Annotated in this window: 12 protein-coding genes; 6 read left to right on the forward strand and 6 right to left on the reverse strand. The window is 40.6% G+C overall.

All coding sequences use genetic code 11. The features are described from left to right. Window positions 1–270: 270 nt before the first annotated feature. Window positions 271–726: an SsrA-binding protein SmpB gene (gene smpB, locus ABTV71_RS24610; protein ID WP_108635088.1), complete on the forward strand. Its 456-nt coding sequence runs from the start codon at window positions 271–273 to the stop codon at window positions 724–726. Between the two features lie 5 nt (window positions 727–731). Here smpB and ABTV71_RS24615 read toward each other — a convergent pair whose 3' ends face one another. Further along, window positions 732–1634 carry a helix-turn-helix domain-containing protein gene (locus tag ABTV71_RS24615; protein WP_433901404.1) on the reverse strand — a complete coding sequence of 301 codons (903 nt, stop codon included), beginning with the start codon at window positions 1632–1634 and terminating at the stop codon, window positions 732–734. 198 nt (window positions 1635–1832) lie between these two features. Here ABTV71_RS24615 and ABTV71_RS24620 point away from each other — a divergent pair, with 198 nt between their 5' ends. Together ABTV71_RS24620 and ABTV71_RS24625 are read left to right on the forward strand one after the other, a co-directional pair. Continuing rightward, window positions 1833–3335, forward strand: coding sequence for an aldehyde dehydrogenase family protein (locus ABTV71_RS24620; protein WP_433901405.1), 1503 nt, complete (start codon window positions 1833–1835; stop codon window positions 3333–3335). Window positions 3336–3337: 2 nt separating this feature from the next. Then, the gene (locus ABTV71_RS24625; RefSeq protein ID WP_121120461.1) at window positions 3338–3712 is read left to right on the forward strand and encodes a DUF779 domain-containing protein; all 375 of its coding nucleotides are present in this window, start codon (window positions 3338–3340) and stop codon (window positions 3710–3712) included. Window positions 3713–3793: 81 nt separating this feature from the next. Here the strand turns inward: ABTV71_RS24625 and ABTV71_RS24630 are convergent, their stop codons facing one another. The 5 genes from ABTV71_RS24630 to ABTV71_RS24650 all read right to left on the reverse strand — a co-directional run bounded on the left by ABTV71_RS24630 (window position 3794) and on the right by ABTV71_RS24650 (window position 10022). Continuing rightward, window positions 3794–4195: an acyl-CoA thioesterase gene (locus tag ABTV71_RS24630; RefSeq protein WP_121120462.1), complete on the reverse strand. Its 402-nt coding sequence runs from the start codon at window positions 4193–4195 to the stop codon at window positions 3794–3796. Between the two features lie 69 nt (window positions 4196–4264). Next, the gene (locus ABTV71_RS24635; RefSeq protein ID WP_433901406.1) at window positions 4265–6088 is read right to left on the reverse strand and encodes a MutS-related protein; all 1824 of its coding nucleotides are present in this window, start codon (window positions 6086–6088) and stop codon (window positions 4265–4267) included. A 34-nt stretch (window positions 6089–6122) separates the two neighbouring features. Continuing rightward, entirely contained in the window at window positions 6123–6779 is a 657-nt protein-coding gene (locus tag ABTV71_RS24640) for a protein-L-isoaspartate(D-aspartate) O-methyltransferase (protein ID WP_121120464.1), read from the reverse strand. Between the two features lie 223 nt (window positions 6780–7002). Continuing rightward, window positions 7003–9486: a replication restart helicase PriA gene (gene priA / locus ABTV71_RS24645; protein WP_433901407.1), complete on the reverse strand. Its 2484-nt coding sequence runs from the start codon at window positions 9484–9486 to the stop codon at window positions 7003–7005. Between the two features lie 146 nt (window positions 9487–9632). Next, the gene (locus tag ABTV71_RS24650; RefSeq protein ID WP_433901408.1) at window positions 9633–10022 is read right to left on the reverse strand and encodes a DUF423 domain-containing protein; all 390 of its coding nucleotides are present in this window, start codon (window positions 10020–10022) and stop codon (window positions 9633–9635) included. 274 nt (window positions 10023–10296) lie between these two features. On the opposite strand from ABTV71_RS24650, the gene ABTV71_RS24655 reads away from it, so the two are divergent. The 3 genes from ABTV71_RS24655 to ABTV71_RS24665 all read left to right on the forward strand — a co-directional run bounded on the left by ABTV71_RS24655 (window position 10297) and on the right by ABTV71_RS24665 (window position 15092). Next, a complete protein-coding gene (locus ABTV71_RS24655; protein ID WP_433901409.1) occupies window positions 10297–12936 on the forward strand; it encodes a hypothetical protein in 2640 nt (879 codons plus the stop codon). Window positions 12937–13053: 117 nt separating this feature from the next. Then, the gene (locus tag ABTV71_RS24660; protein WP_433903728.1) at window positions 13054–14064 is read left to right on the forward strand and encodes a DHH family phosphoesterase; all 1011 of its coding nucleotides are present in this window, start codon (window positions 13054–13056) and stop codon (window positions 14062–14064) included. A 23-nt stretch (window positions 14065–14087) separates the two neighbouring features. Further along, the gene (locus ABTV71_RS24665; RefSeq protein WP_121120468.1) at window positions 14088–15092 is read left to right on the forward strand and encodes an FKBP-type peptidyl-prolyl cis-trans isomerase; all 1005 of its coding nucleotides are present in this window, start codon (window positions 14088–14090) and stop codon (window positions 15090–15092) included. Window positions 15093–15154 lie beyond the last annotated feature (62 nt).

Consider the following 15154-nt stretch of genomic DNA (forward strand, 5'->3'; position numbering starts at 1 on the left):
CGTTGTCTATATTCACAATAATTCCAAAAAACGTTGCAAACATACGAAAACATAATCTGACTTTCACTTAAATTTAGTCATATTTTTAACACACCGCCCAAAACAGTTAATTTTATTTTAATACTCTCCTAACATCTTCCCCACACAATTCTACTATAAAATAAGACAATTTTAATAATTATATTTGCGAACTTTAAATTATCCTATAATTAGTTACATTTAGGTTCATTGCACTAGCAATGGTATAGACTTACTAATATACAACAATATATGGCTTTATCTTCAGATATCAATATAAAAAATAAAAAAGCTTCTTTTGAGTATCATCTACTGGACAGATACGTTGCTGGAATTCGACTTTTAGGCACAGAAATAAAATCAATACGGGAGGGAAAAGCAAATATTAACGATAGTTTCTGCAGTTTCTTCGAAGATGGACTTTACATTCGTAACATGCATATTGCCGAATATTCCATGGGTTCATTCTACAATCATGAAGCAAAACGCGACCGCCAGCTTCTGCTGACAAAAAAAGAACTTAAGAAATTAAAAGAAAAAGGTGAAGAACGCGGTTTTACAATTGTTCCATTGCGCATATTTATCAGCTCACGTGGTTTTGCAAAAGTTGAAATTGCCCTTGCACAAGGGAAAAAAGACTTCGATAAACGGGAAAACATAAAGGAAAGAGATGTCAAACGTGAGCTTGATCGCGTTATGAAATTCTAACTTTGTCATTGCGCCAGGACAAATGCCCCTGGCGTGATGCCTACCCTATTTTTAAACAGCCGAACAAAATAATTGACATCATTGAATCCTGCCCCAAAACAGGACTCCTTAACATTACGGGTCAAGAGCAACAACTGCTTAGCTCTATGAATACGCTGCTGAATCACATATTCCATTGGGCTAAGCCCAAGTTCTCTGTTGAACATCCTGGTCAAACTGGCCTTGCTCATATGCGCGGCCTTCCCCAATAGGTCTATCGATATCTTCTCTGTAATATTCCTACGGATAAAATCTTGTAAATGAACAAGTACCTTATTACACGATTTCCCTACCTTCAACGCCACGAGAGACTGCGACTGCAGCAATCGAATCGTGAGCTCCTTAAATGTCAGATCTGCCAAAACATCTTTAAGCGGATTCTCGCTTATAATAATCTGAAATAATTTATTAACCAATTCGGCCAGTTCGTTGGAATTGTAAAGATGAAAAAGTTCCGGATCAATATACCAGCGGTCTAGCTGTTCCTTTGGATAAAATTCATTTAAATAATCCAATACAGCTTCTATTTTCTCTTTTCGGATAGTGAGCGCCGAACACTGTGTAGGCCGCTCCAGCGTAGCTTCTGGAAAGTCAATATGCATACCGACCATGGCTGGCAATACGATCGTCTGTCCGGGTAGATAGTCGAAAGCTTTCATATGATCCAGGTGCATAATTTTCTTCCCTTGAATCATATTGATCATGACCAGGTCATCAAACCGCAGGGGTACATATTCAGACACACGATATGTCTCAAATATATTCAGTTCCAGGCTATCCAATGTAAATGCACGGCGGTTTTCTACCAGCGTACTGAGTTCCCTTCCCTGAGAAAATGGCAATGTGCGAATCCGTGTACTATCCTTCATATCGTATCAACTAAATATAATTGGAAATCAATCAAATATAACAAAAAAATCGAGCATTTGTTTCGGGGTATCCTGGAATAATATGCTTTGCTGCGCTGCAACGATGCTGCTATGCTTTGCATCAATAATGCTATGGTATTGAATAATTGCTGGCTAACTTTGATAAGAAGGGATTAAAAATAAGTAATAATAAATCATATGAGCGTAATTCAAAGACCATCGTTCAGAGAACGATACGACAATTACATTGGCGGTAAATTTATTGCCCCGATCCAGGGAAAATATTTTGACAACATCTCGCCGGTGGATGGTAAAGTATATACCCAGGTAGCGCATTCAACGAAAGAAGATCTCGATCTGGCAGTTGATACGGCGTCCAAAGCCTTTGAAACCTGGGGGAAAACATCGGCAACCGAACGCAGCATTATTCTCAACAAAATTGCAGACCGCATCGAGGCTAACCTGGAATATATTGCTGCAGTAGAAACCATAGATAACGGAAAAGCGGTACGTGAAACGCTAAATGCGGATATCCCGCTTGCCATTGATCATTTTAGATACTTTGCGGGAGTAATCCGCGCAGAAGAGGGATCAATAACCGAATTAGACAGCAATACCGTTTCCCTCATTGTGCACGAACCGATAGGCGTCATTGCACAGATCATTCCATGGAACTTCCCAATTTTAATGGCGGTATGGAAACTTGCTCCAGCTCTTGCTGCCGGAAATACCGTTGTTTTAAAACCGGCAGAAAGTACACCCGCATCAATTCTGGTCCTCATGGAAATTATTGGCGACCTGATACCTCCCGGCGTGGTAAATATTGTCAATGGCTTTGGGTCCGAACTGGGCAGGGCTTTGGTAACAAATCCAAAAGTTGCGAAGGCAGCCTTTACAGGTTCCACAGCAACGGGCCGATTGGTCATGCAATACGCTACAGAAAATATTATCCCCGTGACATTGGAATTGGGTGGAAAATCCCCAAACATATTCTTCAGCTCTGTCATGGATGCTGACGATGCGTTCTTGGACAAAGCGATCGAAGGGGCTGTTTTATTTGCCCTTAATCAGGGAGAAATATGTACATGTCCCTCGCGTTTATTGATCCAGGAGGATATCTACGATAAGTTTATTGCACGTGTTATTGATCGGGTCAATCAGATCAAAGTTGGCGACCCATTGGATCCGACAACAATGATGGGAGCCCAAGCTTCCAAAATTCAAAAAGACAAAATCATGTCTTATATCACACTGGGTAAACAAGAAGGAGCAGAAGTGCTAACCGGCGGAGACGAAAATAATGTCGGGGCAGGTTTTGAAGAAGGTTATTACATCAAACCAACGCTATTCAAGGGGAATAATAAGATGCGTATTTTCCAGGAGGAGATTTTTGGTCCGGTCTTGGCTGTTACAACGTTCAAAGATGAGCAAGAGGCCATAGCTATTGCGAACGACACCATATATGGCCTTGGAGCCGGTGTATGGACCAGAGATGCACATCAGCTTTATCAGGTTCCACGCGCCATCCAGGCTGGTCGCGTATGGGTCAATCAATACCACTCCTACCCAGCAGGTGCCCCATTCGGAGGCTACAAGCAATCGGGAATCGGTAGAGAAAATCATAAGATGATGCTTGCTCATTATCGTCAGGCAAAAAATATGTTAATTTCATACAGCAAAGAAAAACTAGGGTTCTTTTAACAATGGCCAACAGAATAGATAGTACGGACAAAGCAAAGGAGCTCATTCATACACTTGAAGCACAACACGGCCCATTGATGTTTTATCAGGCAGGTGGCTGCTGTGAAGGTACTCAACCTCAATGTTTCGAAAAAGAGGGATATTTTCCGCGGATGAATGATGCCATGATCGGATTGGTTGAGGGATATGAGTTTTGGGTAGACCGGGATTTGTTCGAGTACTGGAAACATGCACATTTCACCCTCGATGTGCTGGAAGGTTTTGGCCCCGGTGGTTTTTCATTGGAAACACCGTTAGGAAAAACCTTTAAAGTACATTATCGGCTCTTTACGGAAGAAGAATTAAAAGAACTTAGTCCGGTCAAACGTAGTGAATAAACACAGAAAACGGGTGGATTACTCCACCCGTTTTAAATCTTTGCCATCGCAAACAAAAGCATCCCAGTTAAATTAGGAAAATCATTCTATATCTAGCCCCTCTAAGACAGGAATTGGCTGCTTATTTTCATCCAAAGCAACAAAGGTAAAAACACCTTCTATGGCCATTTCGCGTCCTTCTTTATACATGTGCTCCAAAAATATTTCAACTTTCACCTTGAGACTAGTACGCCCGACATTTTGGACACGTGCGATTGCTTCAATAATACTTCCCGAAGGAATTGCCTTATTGAAATCAATACGGTCGGTGGACACAGTCACTAAAGTTTTGCGGCAGAATCTCGTAGCCGCCATGAAAGACACTTCATCCATAATGGACATCGCCTTACCGCCGAATAAGGTATCGTGATGATTTGTCAGAAAAGGAAATACTGTTGTACATACATGCGTTTCCGATAAATCAATACGTTCTTGTAAAGTCATTTATTGTTTTAATTTTGTCGATTTAAGAGGACACAAATGTAAGGCTATCCCAAAACAATTGAGTCATTTTTATCCCATATTTTCTTCGATATCCACCCCTATACCCTTTAATAACAGCGAGGCATTGAAGATCTTACACTCTCCGGTCTTCAATTTATAGTCAAACAGCATCTGCCCTTCGTCCACCTGAATGTCAAAATGATAATTTTTGATTTCTCCCGGAAACTCCTGTTCCAAGCTGGACAACTGCAAATCATGCGTAGCCACCATTCCTTTCCCATCCAAGCGGACTAATTTTTTGATAATCGCGCGGGATCCCAAATACTTGTCCACCGAATTTGTACCACGTAGCATTTCATCAATCAGGAAGAAACTATCCGTAGAGTAAGCGACTGTATCTAATATAAATTTCATTCGATTGAGCTCTGCCTTGAAGGTAGAGGTACTTTCATTCAGGTTATCCCGTATACGCATATAGGATATAAGCTTATAAATCGGCAGCCGAAATGTTGTAGCGGCAACGCTGGCTCCGGCATAAGCCAGAACTGCATTTATTCCAATTGTCCGCAAGAATGTACTTTTTCCCGCCATATTGGATCCGGTGACCAATGCAACCCGATGATCCATACTTGTATAATCATTGGCAACAACCTGTTCGCTCGGAATCAGCGGATGGAAAATGCCTTGTGCTTCAATCTTATCTTCATTAGGACGGTTTAAGATAACCGGGTAAATATAAGTTGGATGGTTTCTTTTCCAGATGGCCAGACTATTCACGGCCTCCACTTTTGCCAGGGTATCAAATGAATTCAGAATTTCCTTTTCATACTTATTTTTCCAATCTATAATCGCCAATACCTGTCTAAAATCCCAAAGCAAAAATAGATTCAGAAATAGACCAACGAACACATTATTTCGCGCATCTAGATTATTGATCAGTGCAGCGAGTTTTTTAAACGCTTTTGAAATAGGTTCAGCATGATTCCCTTGCTTTAATTCATTCGCCATTTCCTGTAGCGATGCAGACTTCCATGAATGGCTTTCAATAGCCTGTATGGCATCGGCATAGGATCCCAGCATTCCACCTATCTTGTCGATTCTTGAGGAGAATAAACTTATGTTACCTGCTTTGGCAAAAGCCCAAAGCACATGAAACAGGCCCAATATGGTGGCGACAGCCGCAAATTTGGGAATAAAAAAACTTCCAATGAGCGCCACCGCAAATAAAGCCGGACCAACCTTGACATACATGCGCATGAAGTCGTTTCCAAAGTTAAAATTCCGATCTTGAAAATAATTGGACAAAAAAGCTTTAATATCCAGCTTATGATTTAGGTTTGCCAGCAGTTTTGCCTGAAAATCCCAGATCCATTCGGATTCATTTTCCAATTCTTTCGAGGCTTCCTGATTGCGCCAGATCTGCTCCTTATCCAAAGGAGCACTGAACCAAGACGCCAGAAGGTCAATACCCTGCTTCGTTGTCGAACGGTTCAATTGGGCAAACAAAGAATAGGATCCAAATACATCCATATCCGAACTATAAGGATGGTTGCCGTCTTCAAATTGCTCGCCATGGGCATACATGTTCGCTTTCCCTTCCGCTATGGTCTGTTCGTTGGAAAGCACCTTTAAATAGGCTTCAAAATAATTTTTCTGAAGTTCCAGTTTACTTTGCCGGCGCACCAAATAAGCAAAAAGGAATAGCAAAGCAAAGAAACAAAAGAACACCAGGGGTAGACTTTCCAACTGAAAAGTATAAAACAACAGCGCTCCACCGCCAAGAATGACAAAGAGTCGGGTTAAACTCAGGGTATTCACCTGCTTATTTAATTTTAAGACCGTTGCCGCAATTTCCTGATGCTTTTGCGCATATAATGTAGCTATTGGAATCATTCCTAAATAATTTTTTATTCCATTAATCATTCAACTACCAGGCCTGATCGCCCACCAAAGGCACAAAACGGAAGGTATCTAATTCTATTCGATCAAAATCATTTTCTCCCACACGAATTATTGTTACCATTTTTTGAGACTTCTCGTCTCCCACCGGAATAACGAAAATCCCCCCTATTTTTAACTGTTTCAGCATGATTTCAGGCACAAATGGGGCTCCCGCAGTCACAATAATTTTGTCGTAAGGGGCATGCTCTACAATACCTTTGGAACCATCACCTAGAAAAAAATTTGCCTTATACCCCATATAGGGCAGAACCTGAATTGTCCGTTGATAAAGATTCTCCTGACGTTCTATGGTATATACGTCAGCGCCAAGTTCAAGTAAAATACAAGTTTGATAGCCTGATCCAGTTCCTATTTCCAGAACCTTATCTCCTTTTTTCACGTGGAGCAATTCGGATTGATAAGCGACAGTATAGGGTTGTGATATCGTCTGCCCGTCACCGATAGGAAAAGCAATATCCCGATAAGCCTGATTCCAAAACGTTTCATCAAAAAAGAAATGGCGTGGTACCTTTCCAATGGCTTCCAATACTTTTTGGTCCTCAATACCTCTTCCTTTTAGATGCTCGACCAATTTCTTGCGTGCACCTCTTTCCCGATAATTATCAATAAACTTATACGCCATGATATTTCAAATTTACTTTTAAAAAGGGATATATAGTCGAACTATTCACAAATCATTTAACATCAAGCCGATACATGATGGCGAATACCGAATACAGAACAAGGCTGCGTTACTTCAAAAAGACCTAATCCAAACAGCAACAGTAGATTAAAAATGACTATCGCTTTGGTTTCAGAATAATTACTACATGATTCTTCCAGGGTAAGCATAAAAAGCTGCAATCTTAATAAGGATCGACATCGACCTGCACACGAACACCGCTATTGGTCTTATCAAGCTCAAATTCCAATAAAACGGAGCGGATCAATTCCTTTACTTTGGCAATACTGATATTTGTCCGTTCAATCTTGAGGGTAATGGTCTGAATAAAATTATTCCGTACCCGGGAGACCAGTGGCGGTTCGGGGCCCAGAACTCTTGCACCAAGTTGCTGGCGTAGTGCCGAAGCAAAACGATTGGCAGAATCATAACATTTTTGAAAATCAATATGCTTAATATCAATACGGATAAGCCTATAAAATGGAGGGTAAAGATAATTCTTCCGCTCTGTGATTTCCGTCATAAACATCCCCTCATAATCATTGTTAACGACCTGCTCCAAGACCCTATGATTGGTGGTATAACTTTGGATAATTACTCGTCCTCCGGCTTCCCTGCGACCAGCCCGGCCAGCAACTTGGGAAAACAGGGAGAAAGAACGCTCATAAGCGCGAAAATCAGGGAAATTAATAATTGTATCCGCATTAACCACTCCGATTAAGCTGACACGTCCAAAATCAAGCCCTTTGGCGACCATCTGAGTACCGATCAGCACATCAAACTCGTGCTCATCAAAGGCCGTAATTATCTTGTCAAATCCATACTTTCCTTTGGTGGAATCCAGATCCAACCGTCCAATACGAATCTCCGGCATCAGCAATTCCAGCTCCTCTTCCACCCGTTCTGTTCCAAACCCTTTACTTTCAATATGCGGCATGCCACAAGCTGGACAGACCCGAAGCGGCGGTTCGACGTGTCCACAATAATGGCAATGCATCATGTTGGAGCTTTTGTGATACGTCAAACTGACATCGCAATTCACACATTTGGCTACAAAACCGCAGGTATTGCACTGGATCATAGTGGTGTGTCCACGTCTATTCTGAAACAGAATAACCTGTTCCTTATTTTTAACAGCCTCTTCAATCGCTTTTAACAGCGTACCTGAGAAATAGGAGAACATATTTTCTTTTCGCCCTTCTTCGGGAATATTGACCAGTTCGACACTGGGCAATTGCGCATTACCAAAACGCTCCAATAACTGTACAAATCCGTATTTCTTTGCTTTTGCGTTATAATAACTTTCCAACGATGGTGTTGCAGACCCCAACAGCACCTTAGTCTGATGCAAAAATCCTAAATAAATGGCCGTATCCCGAGCATGGTAGCGTGGTGCAGGATCAAATTGCTTGTATGAGCTCTCATGTTCTTCATCGATAATAATAATTCCCAGATCCTGAAATGGAAGAAATACAGAGGAACGGGCGCCAATAACGACCTGAAATTCGTTCTTCATTACTTTATGCCAGACTTCGGCCCGTTCGTTGTCATTAAATTTAGAATGATAAACCCCGAGCTTATCACCAAAATGCAGTTTTAGACGCGCTGTAATTTGTGCCGTCAATGCAATCTCCGGCAAAAGATACAACGCCGATTTCCCTGCCGCTATCGCTTGTTCGATCAGCCGGATGTAAATCTGGGTTTTACCCGAGGCTGTCACACCGTGCAAAAGCGTCACCTCTTTTTCTTCAAAAGATGCGTTAATTTCCGTATACGCTCTTTGTTGGTTTTCATTAAACTGAAAATTAGCATCCAGTTCGATATCTTCTCCCTGAAACCTCGACACGACCTTTTCCTTTATTTCAAATACTCCTTTATCGATCAAAGCTGTGATCGCCGCATTACCGCAGCCTGAGGCCTCTGCCAGCATGGGCCGAGTAATCTCCTCCGTTTTCTTGACGAGCTGCATAAATGCCAGAACCGCATCCTGCTGTTTAGGCGCACGGTTAAGACTATCCAAAAGTTCCCGCTTTGCATTCTCATTTCTAAAGTCCGGAGCAAAACGCAGAAATGCTTTCGTTTTAGGTTTATACCTTTCTGTAATTTCCTCCGAAATAAGGACGATACCTTTGTCAAACAATTGCTTTAAGATCGGAAATACAGTCTTCTGCCCCAGTAACTTGACGATATCATTGACCTTAAGTTCCCCCGCCACCTCCAGCGCCTCAATAATGAGGTACTCTTTATCAGATAGCGTTGATCGGTCAAATTCCTCTGTTATCGACGACGCTACTTTTGTTTCACTTGCCAATTTTAATGCCGCTGGAAGAGCAGCTTGCATGACTTCACCCAAACTACACATATAGTAATCTGCCAACCAATCCCACAATTTAAACTGAGCCAGATTGACAATGGGTTTGTCATCAATGATATCTAAAATATACTTTGCTTCGTATTTTAGTGGTGCTTCTTTGCTGACAGATTTCACCACAGCCGAATAAATTTTATTTCGTCCAAATTGCACAATGACCCGAATCCCAACCTGTACCCGATCATTCCAATCTGCCGGAATACGGTAGGTGTATGTTCTTGCTAGAGCCAACGGTAGAACCACATCAATGAACAAGGTATCTCTTTCACTAAAAATCGAAGATTGCGGATTGGACATAATTTCTTATTATGGGATAAAAATACAAAAAAAGCCGTAGAAAGAACAGCGAAGTCATCCTTCAAAAAGAAAGCCTTCCCCGACTAGTCTTGGGAAGGCTCCATATTTTTAAAGCTCGTGCGCTTTATTTTATGCAAACAGCAGGGTTATGATTTGTTCTTTAACGCGGCCACAAATAAGGCAATCCACCCAATGATCAATGATAGCCCCCCCAAAGGAGTGATAGGCCCCAAGATGGCGGGACTCCCAAAACCGGTTATCTCCCTGATACTAAGAACATATAGCGACCCCGAAAAAAAGATAATACCGACAATAAAGGCGATAAAAGACACTTTAATTGAATAGGTTTTTGCACGCGAAAAAGTAGATAAAAATAGTAATGCAAAGGTATGATAGAAATGATACTGATTTGCAGTTTTCCAAGTTTCGATATGATATGCACTTACCTTTCCTTCTAGACCGTGGGCACCAAAGGCCCCTAATATTACAGCTAATGCTCCTAATAAAGAAGCGGCTAAAATGATTCTCTTATTCATTATAATAAAGTGAATGCTGAAAACGTGTTTCTCCGATAAATGTATTAAAAACCGAACAAAATAAGGAATATTTTGTTAAATTTATATTACAAAGCCCCATTATCGGGATGATCTTCTAGCGCTTCCCGCATATTTTTATTAGGTTTGTTTTATAGATGGATCCATCCTGAGTTTCATGTAAATGACAGCCTCATTACCATCATAAAAGCAAATCGAAAGAAATACGCTCATGTATTACCATGGCAGGTGAGCAGCCATAAAAATATTTATTCTGATGAAAAAAACAATAGTCATCACTATTTTATTATTCATAGCCGTCATTGCGGCAACGATCTATCTTTTCGGAGATTTTAATAAAAACAACAAACAGGATTCAAAGGCCTTACAATATTTACCAGAAAACACCCTGGCCATTGCATCTTTCGCCAACGACGAGACTGTAGACACAATATTTAATGAGTACGAATTATTTAAAGCCATCCTGGGACAAGCAAATTTTGGTGATCTCGAACGATTAAAAGGAGAATTACTGCAAAGTGAACAACTCAGCCCCTTCGTTACTGGTCAACAAATCTTGTTGTCTTTTCACCGGGAAAAAGATCAGATAACACCACTTTATAGTGTTCAGGTTGGCCAAAGTCTGGACAATAATTCACTGGGGGCACTTATCGGACAGATCGGGAACAATTACAAGGTGCAACCATTTGACACCTTAGGTCAACGATTCTTCGGTCTCAATAAGGGAATAAAAGACAGCACGCTCTATTGTGCCTATTCACATGAAATTGTTTTTGCCAGTTATTCAAAACAGGTTCTCGCACAAATTTTCGACAAGAATATCCGAAAAATAAATACAAAACAGATTGAGTTCTTTGTCAATCATAACAATAAAAATACACCCCTCAGTCTGTATTTTTTCAATGACCAACTCGCGCAGGTTGCCCAGATATTGATGAAATCAAAATTTGGCAATTACCTCAATTTAATCGATTCCCTGAAGGGGCAAACCTCCTGGAATATGAATTTTAAACAGGATGCGCTGATCTTTAAGGGTGAAACAGATCTTACGGGAAGTAAAAACAGCTATCTTCAATTATTTGCCAATCAAACACCCCAAGTTCAGGCCTTAGGAAATTACTTACCAAAAAATGCGGCTTCATATATTGATTTCAGCATTTCAGATGCAGCCAGCTTTCATTCAGGATTAAAAGAGCTGTTAATCCAGCAAAAAGAATATGACCGTATAAGCAAGAACGTAAAAAATTTCGAAGATGATACTAAAATTTCCTTTGATAGCGTCATCACACCGCTCTTCAACGACGAATTTGCACTGGCTGAATTGGATAATCAAGATGTACTTGGATTAATCAGCTTATCGGATTCCAGCTTATTTGCAAATAACTTCAAGAAATTCAGTTCTTCAGTAGGTGACTCAATCCATCAATTTAAATATTCTCACCTCTTATATGCCTCTTTTGGTGAACCGTTCAAGGGTTTCACAAGGCCCTATTTTACCATCGTTGACAATATTATGGTTGTCGCAAGCAGAACAGGAATCCTGCGGGACTATCGCGAAGCATTCCGTGAAAAGCAATTTTTATCGGGCACTGCTATTTTCAAAAATCACGCAGCTTTACAAAATAGCCGCAGCAACGTCACCTTTTATTTGGAACCCAAAGCAGCTAAAAGCACTATTTTGGATAACCTAAAATCCGACTATGCAAAGAATTTTAAAGATGAGGAGCAATTTGGTTTTCAAAACTTTTATTCTTGGTCGTACCAGCTAAGCGGCAATCAAGGCACATTCGCATCCAGCTTATATGGACTTTATAAAAGTGATACACGCCTGGGCGGAAAACCGGAATGGACTGTCCAGCTTGAAAACCGTATCATCAATAAGCCCTGGATTCTGGATCAGGATGGTAAAAACAAATTCATCATGATCCAGGAACAGGATCATACCGTACATGCGTTTTCACCAGATGGAAAGGAACTTTGGCAAAACCTTTTCCAGGGCGAGATTTTGGGTGAACCGACTCAATTACAAGATCTCAGTATTGTCATTGTCACCAAAAGTCGGCTGTACCGGATTAGGCCTGATGGGAAAAATGTGAGCGGCTTTTCGGTCGAACTGCCTTCTACCGCAAGCTATGGTGCCACAGTAACCAACTTCAATAAAGAACAACGGATCTACATCCCGGCTACGGATCGTATTTTAGCTTACACCTTAGATGGCAAAAAAGTAGAGGGAATGGAAAATAATACCGTAGATAGTCGCATTCTTTTTGACCTCAAAACTACCACTTTGGGGCAGACGAATTACGTTATAGCAGGTACCAGTACAGCTTCGGTTTATTTTTTCAATGAAAATGGCAAAATTATCCGAAAGCAAACCCTGGATACCGACGGTGAAAGTGTTAAAAACCCGATCGGTTTAGTTGCTGCTTCAGATGAAAAAAATTCGTTTGTCTATGTCGCCGATAATAAAGGCAGTGTTTTTAAAGTACCTTTTGAAGGTGAAGCAAAAAAAATAAAACTAGGTAACTGGGGCAGGAATGTATTCTTTAATTTCGAAGATATTAGTGGTGGTGCCGATCGGGATTTTATCATTTTAGCCGACAATAAATTGAATGCCTATAGCGCAAGAGACTCCTCTTCCTATTTTGAATATAAATTCATTGAAGATGCGAGCAACAGGCCCCTATTTTTTAAACGTATCGGTAAATCCGATGTATTGGGAGTCGGCACTGACAATCGTATGATTTATGTTTTTGGATCGGATGGTTTGGTACAAGAAGGATTTCCAATGGAAGGCTTTTCAAAGTTCTATTATGGACCGATTAACTATGGCGACAATGCGAATTATTTGATTTGCATGAAAAAGGATTTCAAGGTTTATGTTTACAAGTTTTAAAAACTTGTAAATCAATTTTTTAAACCCCAAACAAAACAAAATAAGATGCAAAAGATCTTTATAAAAAATTTGTCTAATCTAAATTTTTTATAGTAGGTTTGCAGACTTAATATGACTATGCTAAAATCGGAAGAATTAAAAGAATTATTGGCGGAACCAAAGCGTATTGTAATCACTACACATTACAAGCCGGACGGAGATGCATTGGGTTCATCGTTGGGATTATATTTTTGGTTAACCGCAAAGGGACACCATGTTAATCTAATCGTACCATCAGATTTCCCTGCTTTTTTAGACTGGTTGCCCGGCTTGGAAAAGGTGCAGATTTATACGCAAAATATTATCTTACATAATCAGCAGATTGAGGCGGCAGATATATTATTCTGTCTGGATTTCAACGGTCTGGCCCGTATTCATGAGATGGGAGACCCTATCCGCGGGGCAAAAGGAATTAAATGTATGATTGATCATCACCTGGATCCGGAAGGATTCGAAGATTATGCCTTTTGGGATCCTTCAGCAGCTGCAACCGCGCAATTAATCTACCGTTTTTTGGTGAATGAGATGCAAGATGGGGACAGTATCAGTGCGGATATGGCAACTTGTCTTTATACCGGTATTATGACCGATACTGGCTCTTTCCGCTTTCGCTCCACCACCTCCGAAATCCACCGTATCATTGCGACTTTGATTGACTGTGGCGCACAAAACTGGGCGATCCATGAAGAAATTTACAACAGTTCTTCGGAAAGCCGTCTCAAGTTCCTCGGCTTTTGTCTGCTTAACCGTCTCGAAGTCATCCACGAGTATAATACTGCTGTCATTCATGTAACCAAAGAAGACCTCAATCAATTTCAGGTCATTACTGGAGATACCGAAGGTTTGGTCAATTATGCACTTTCCATCAAAGGAATTCGATTAGCTGCGTTAATTATTGACAGAAATGAACAAATTAAACTATCTTTGCGATCGATTGGAGAAGTTCCCTGTAATGAAATCTGTAAATTGTATTTCAACGGCGGCGGTCATCTCAATGCTTCCGGCGGAAATTCGAAAGATAGTCTGGATGTTGTGATCGCAAAATTCAAATCCATTTTACCAAATTATAAAGAAATATTAACAAAATAAGATATCGTAACATACATTAGAAAATGAAGAAAGCAATTCTATTTTTCGCGGCTGCCGGTCTTTTGATGACGTCATGCCAAAAATTCAAAAAGGCTGAAGGTGGTCTTGAGTATAAAATCGTGGATGATAATGCAAAAGAAAAAGCAGTATCTGGCGATTTATTAGCTATTGACATTGTACAATCAACAGATAGAGATTCTGTAATGAGCAGCACTTACGAAATGGGCATTCCTCAGATCGTTCAATTATATCCAGACAGCGTTATCGCAAAAAATCCAGGTGATCCAACAGGTTTATTCAAATATGTCGGTGAAGGTGATAGCTTGGTATTCAAAATCAACTTGGATTCCATGGCTGCGAAAACGCACCAACCCAAACCAGAATTTGCTGACAAATTCTTAGTGTTCTCGATCAAAGTGAAAAAACACTTCAAAAAAGGAAAATTAACAGATCAACAATTGGGTGAGCAAGTTCAGAAATACTTTGAAGAAGAATTGAACAAACACAAAGCTGCTGAGCCTGCAAAATTGGAGAAATACATCAAGGATAAAAACTTGAAAACAACAAAAACAGCTTCAGGCCTTCAATATGTGATCACGAAACCCGGAACAGGAGCAAATGCTAAAGTAGGTGATTCTATCCATGTAAACTACGTAGGTTCATTGACTACAGGACTTGTATTTGATACTAACCTTCCGGATGTTGCGAAAAAAGAGAAAATCTTTATGCCACAACGCCCTTACGAAGCATTGAAATTCCAATTGGGTGTTGACGGTGTTATCCCGGGATGGACTGAAGCATTCCAGTTGTTCAACAAAGGTACCAAAGCGACTTTAGTTATTCCTTCTTCTTTGGCCTACGGTGACCGTCCATCAGGTAAAATCCCGCCTTATGCCCCATTGGTGTTTGAAGTAGAGGTATTGGATATCAAACCAGGAAAAGTTCCTGCGCCAGCGCCCACAACTCCGGGAACAGTAGCTCCAACAGCAACTGCCCCTGCGACAAAAGCTCCGGCAGCTAAAAAATAACTTAGCAGAATAAACTCGCTAACAAACAAAAGAGCCGTTCCAGATGTTGGAACGGCTCTTTT

Origin of the sequence: Sphingobacterium puteale (assembly GCF_050986225.1) — a bacterium.
GTDB lineage: Bacteria > Bacteroidota > Bacteroidia > Sphingobacteriales > Sphingobacteriaceae > Sphingobacterium > Sphingobacterium puteale.

Coding starts and splice junctions, on each gene's coding strand:
- smpB (WP_108635088.1), top strand. CDS start 271: ATGGCTTTATCTTCAGATATCAATATAAAAAATAAAAAAGCTTCTTTT.
- ABTV71_RS24615 (WP_433901404.1), bottom strand. CDS start 1,634: ATGAAGGATAGTACACGGATTCGCACATTGCCATTTTCTCAGGGAAGG.
- ABTV71_RS24620 (WP_433901405.1), top strand. CDS start 1,833: ATGAGCGTAATTCAAAGACCATCGTTCAGAGAACGATACGACAATTAC.
- ABTV71_RS24625 (WP_121120461.1), top strand. CDS start 3,338: ATGGCCAACAGAATAGATAGTACGGACAAAGCAAAGGAGCTCATTCAT.
- ABTV71_RS24630 (WP_121120462.1), bottom strand. CDS start 4,195: ATGACTTTACAAGAACGTATTGATTTATCGGAAACGCATGTATGTACA.
- ABTV71_RS24635 (WP_433901406.1), bottom strand. CDS start 6,088: ATGATTCCAATAGCTACATTATATGCGCAAAAGCATCAGGAAATTGCG.
- ABTV71_RS24640 (WP_121120464.1), bottom strand. CDS start 6,779: ATGGCGTATAAGTTTATTGATAATTATCGGGAAAGAGGTGCACGCAAG.
- priA (WP_433901407.1), bottom strand. CDS start 9,486: ATGTCCAATCCGCAATCTTCGATTTTTAGTGAAAGAGATACCTTGTTC.
- ABTV71_RS24650 (WP_433901408.1), bottom strand. CDS start 10,022: ATGAATAAGAGAATCATTTTAGCCGCTTCTTTATTAGGAGCATTAGCT.
- ABTV71_RS24655 (WP_433901409.1), top strand. CDS start 10,297: ATGAAAAAAACAATAGTCATCACTATTTTATTATTCATAGCCGTCATT.
- ABTV71_RS24660 (WP_433903728.1), top strand. CDS start 13,054: ATGCTAAAATCGGAAGAATTAAAAGAATTATTGGCGGAACCAAAGCGT.
- ABTV71_RS24665 (WP_121120468.1), top strand. CDS start 14,088: ATGAAGAAAGCAATTCTATTTTTCGCGGCTGCCGGTCTTTTGATGACG.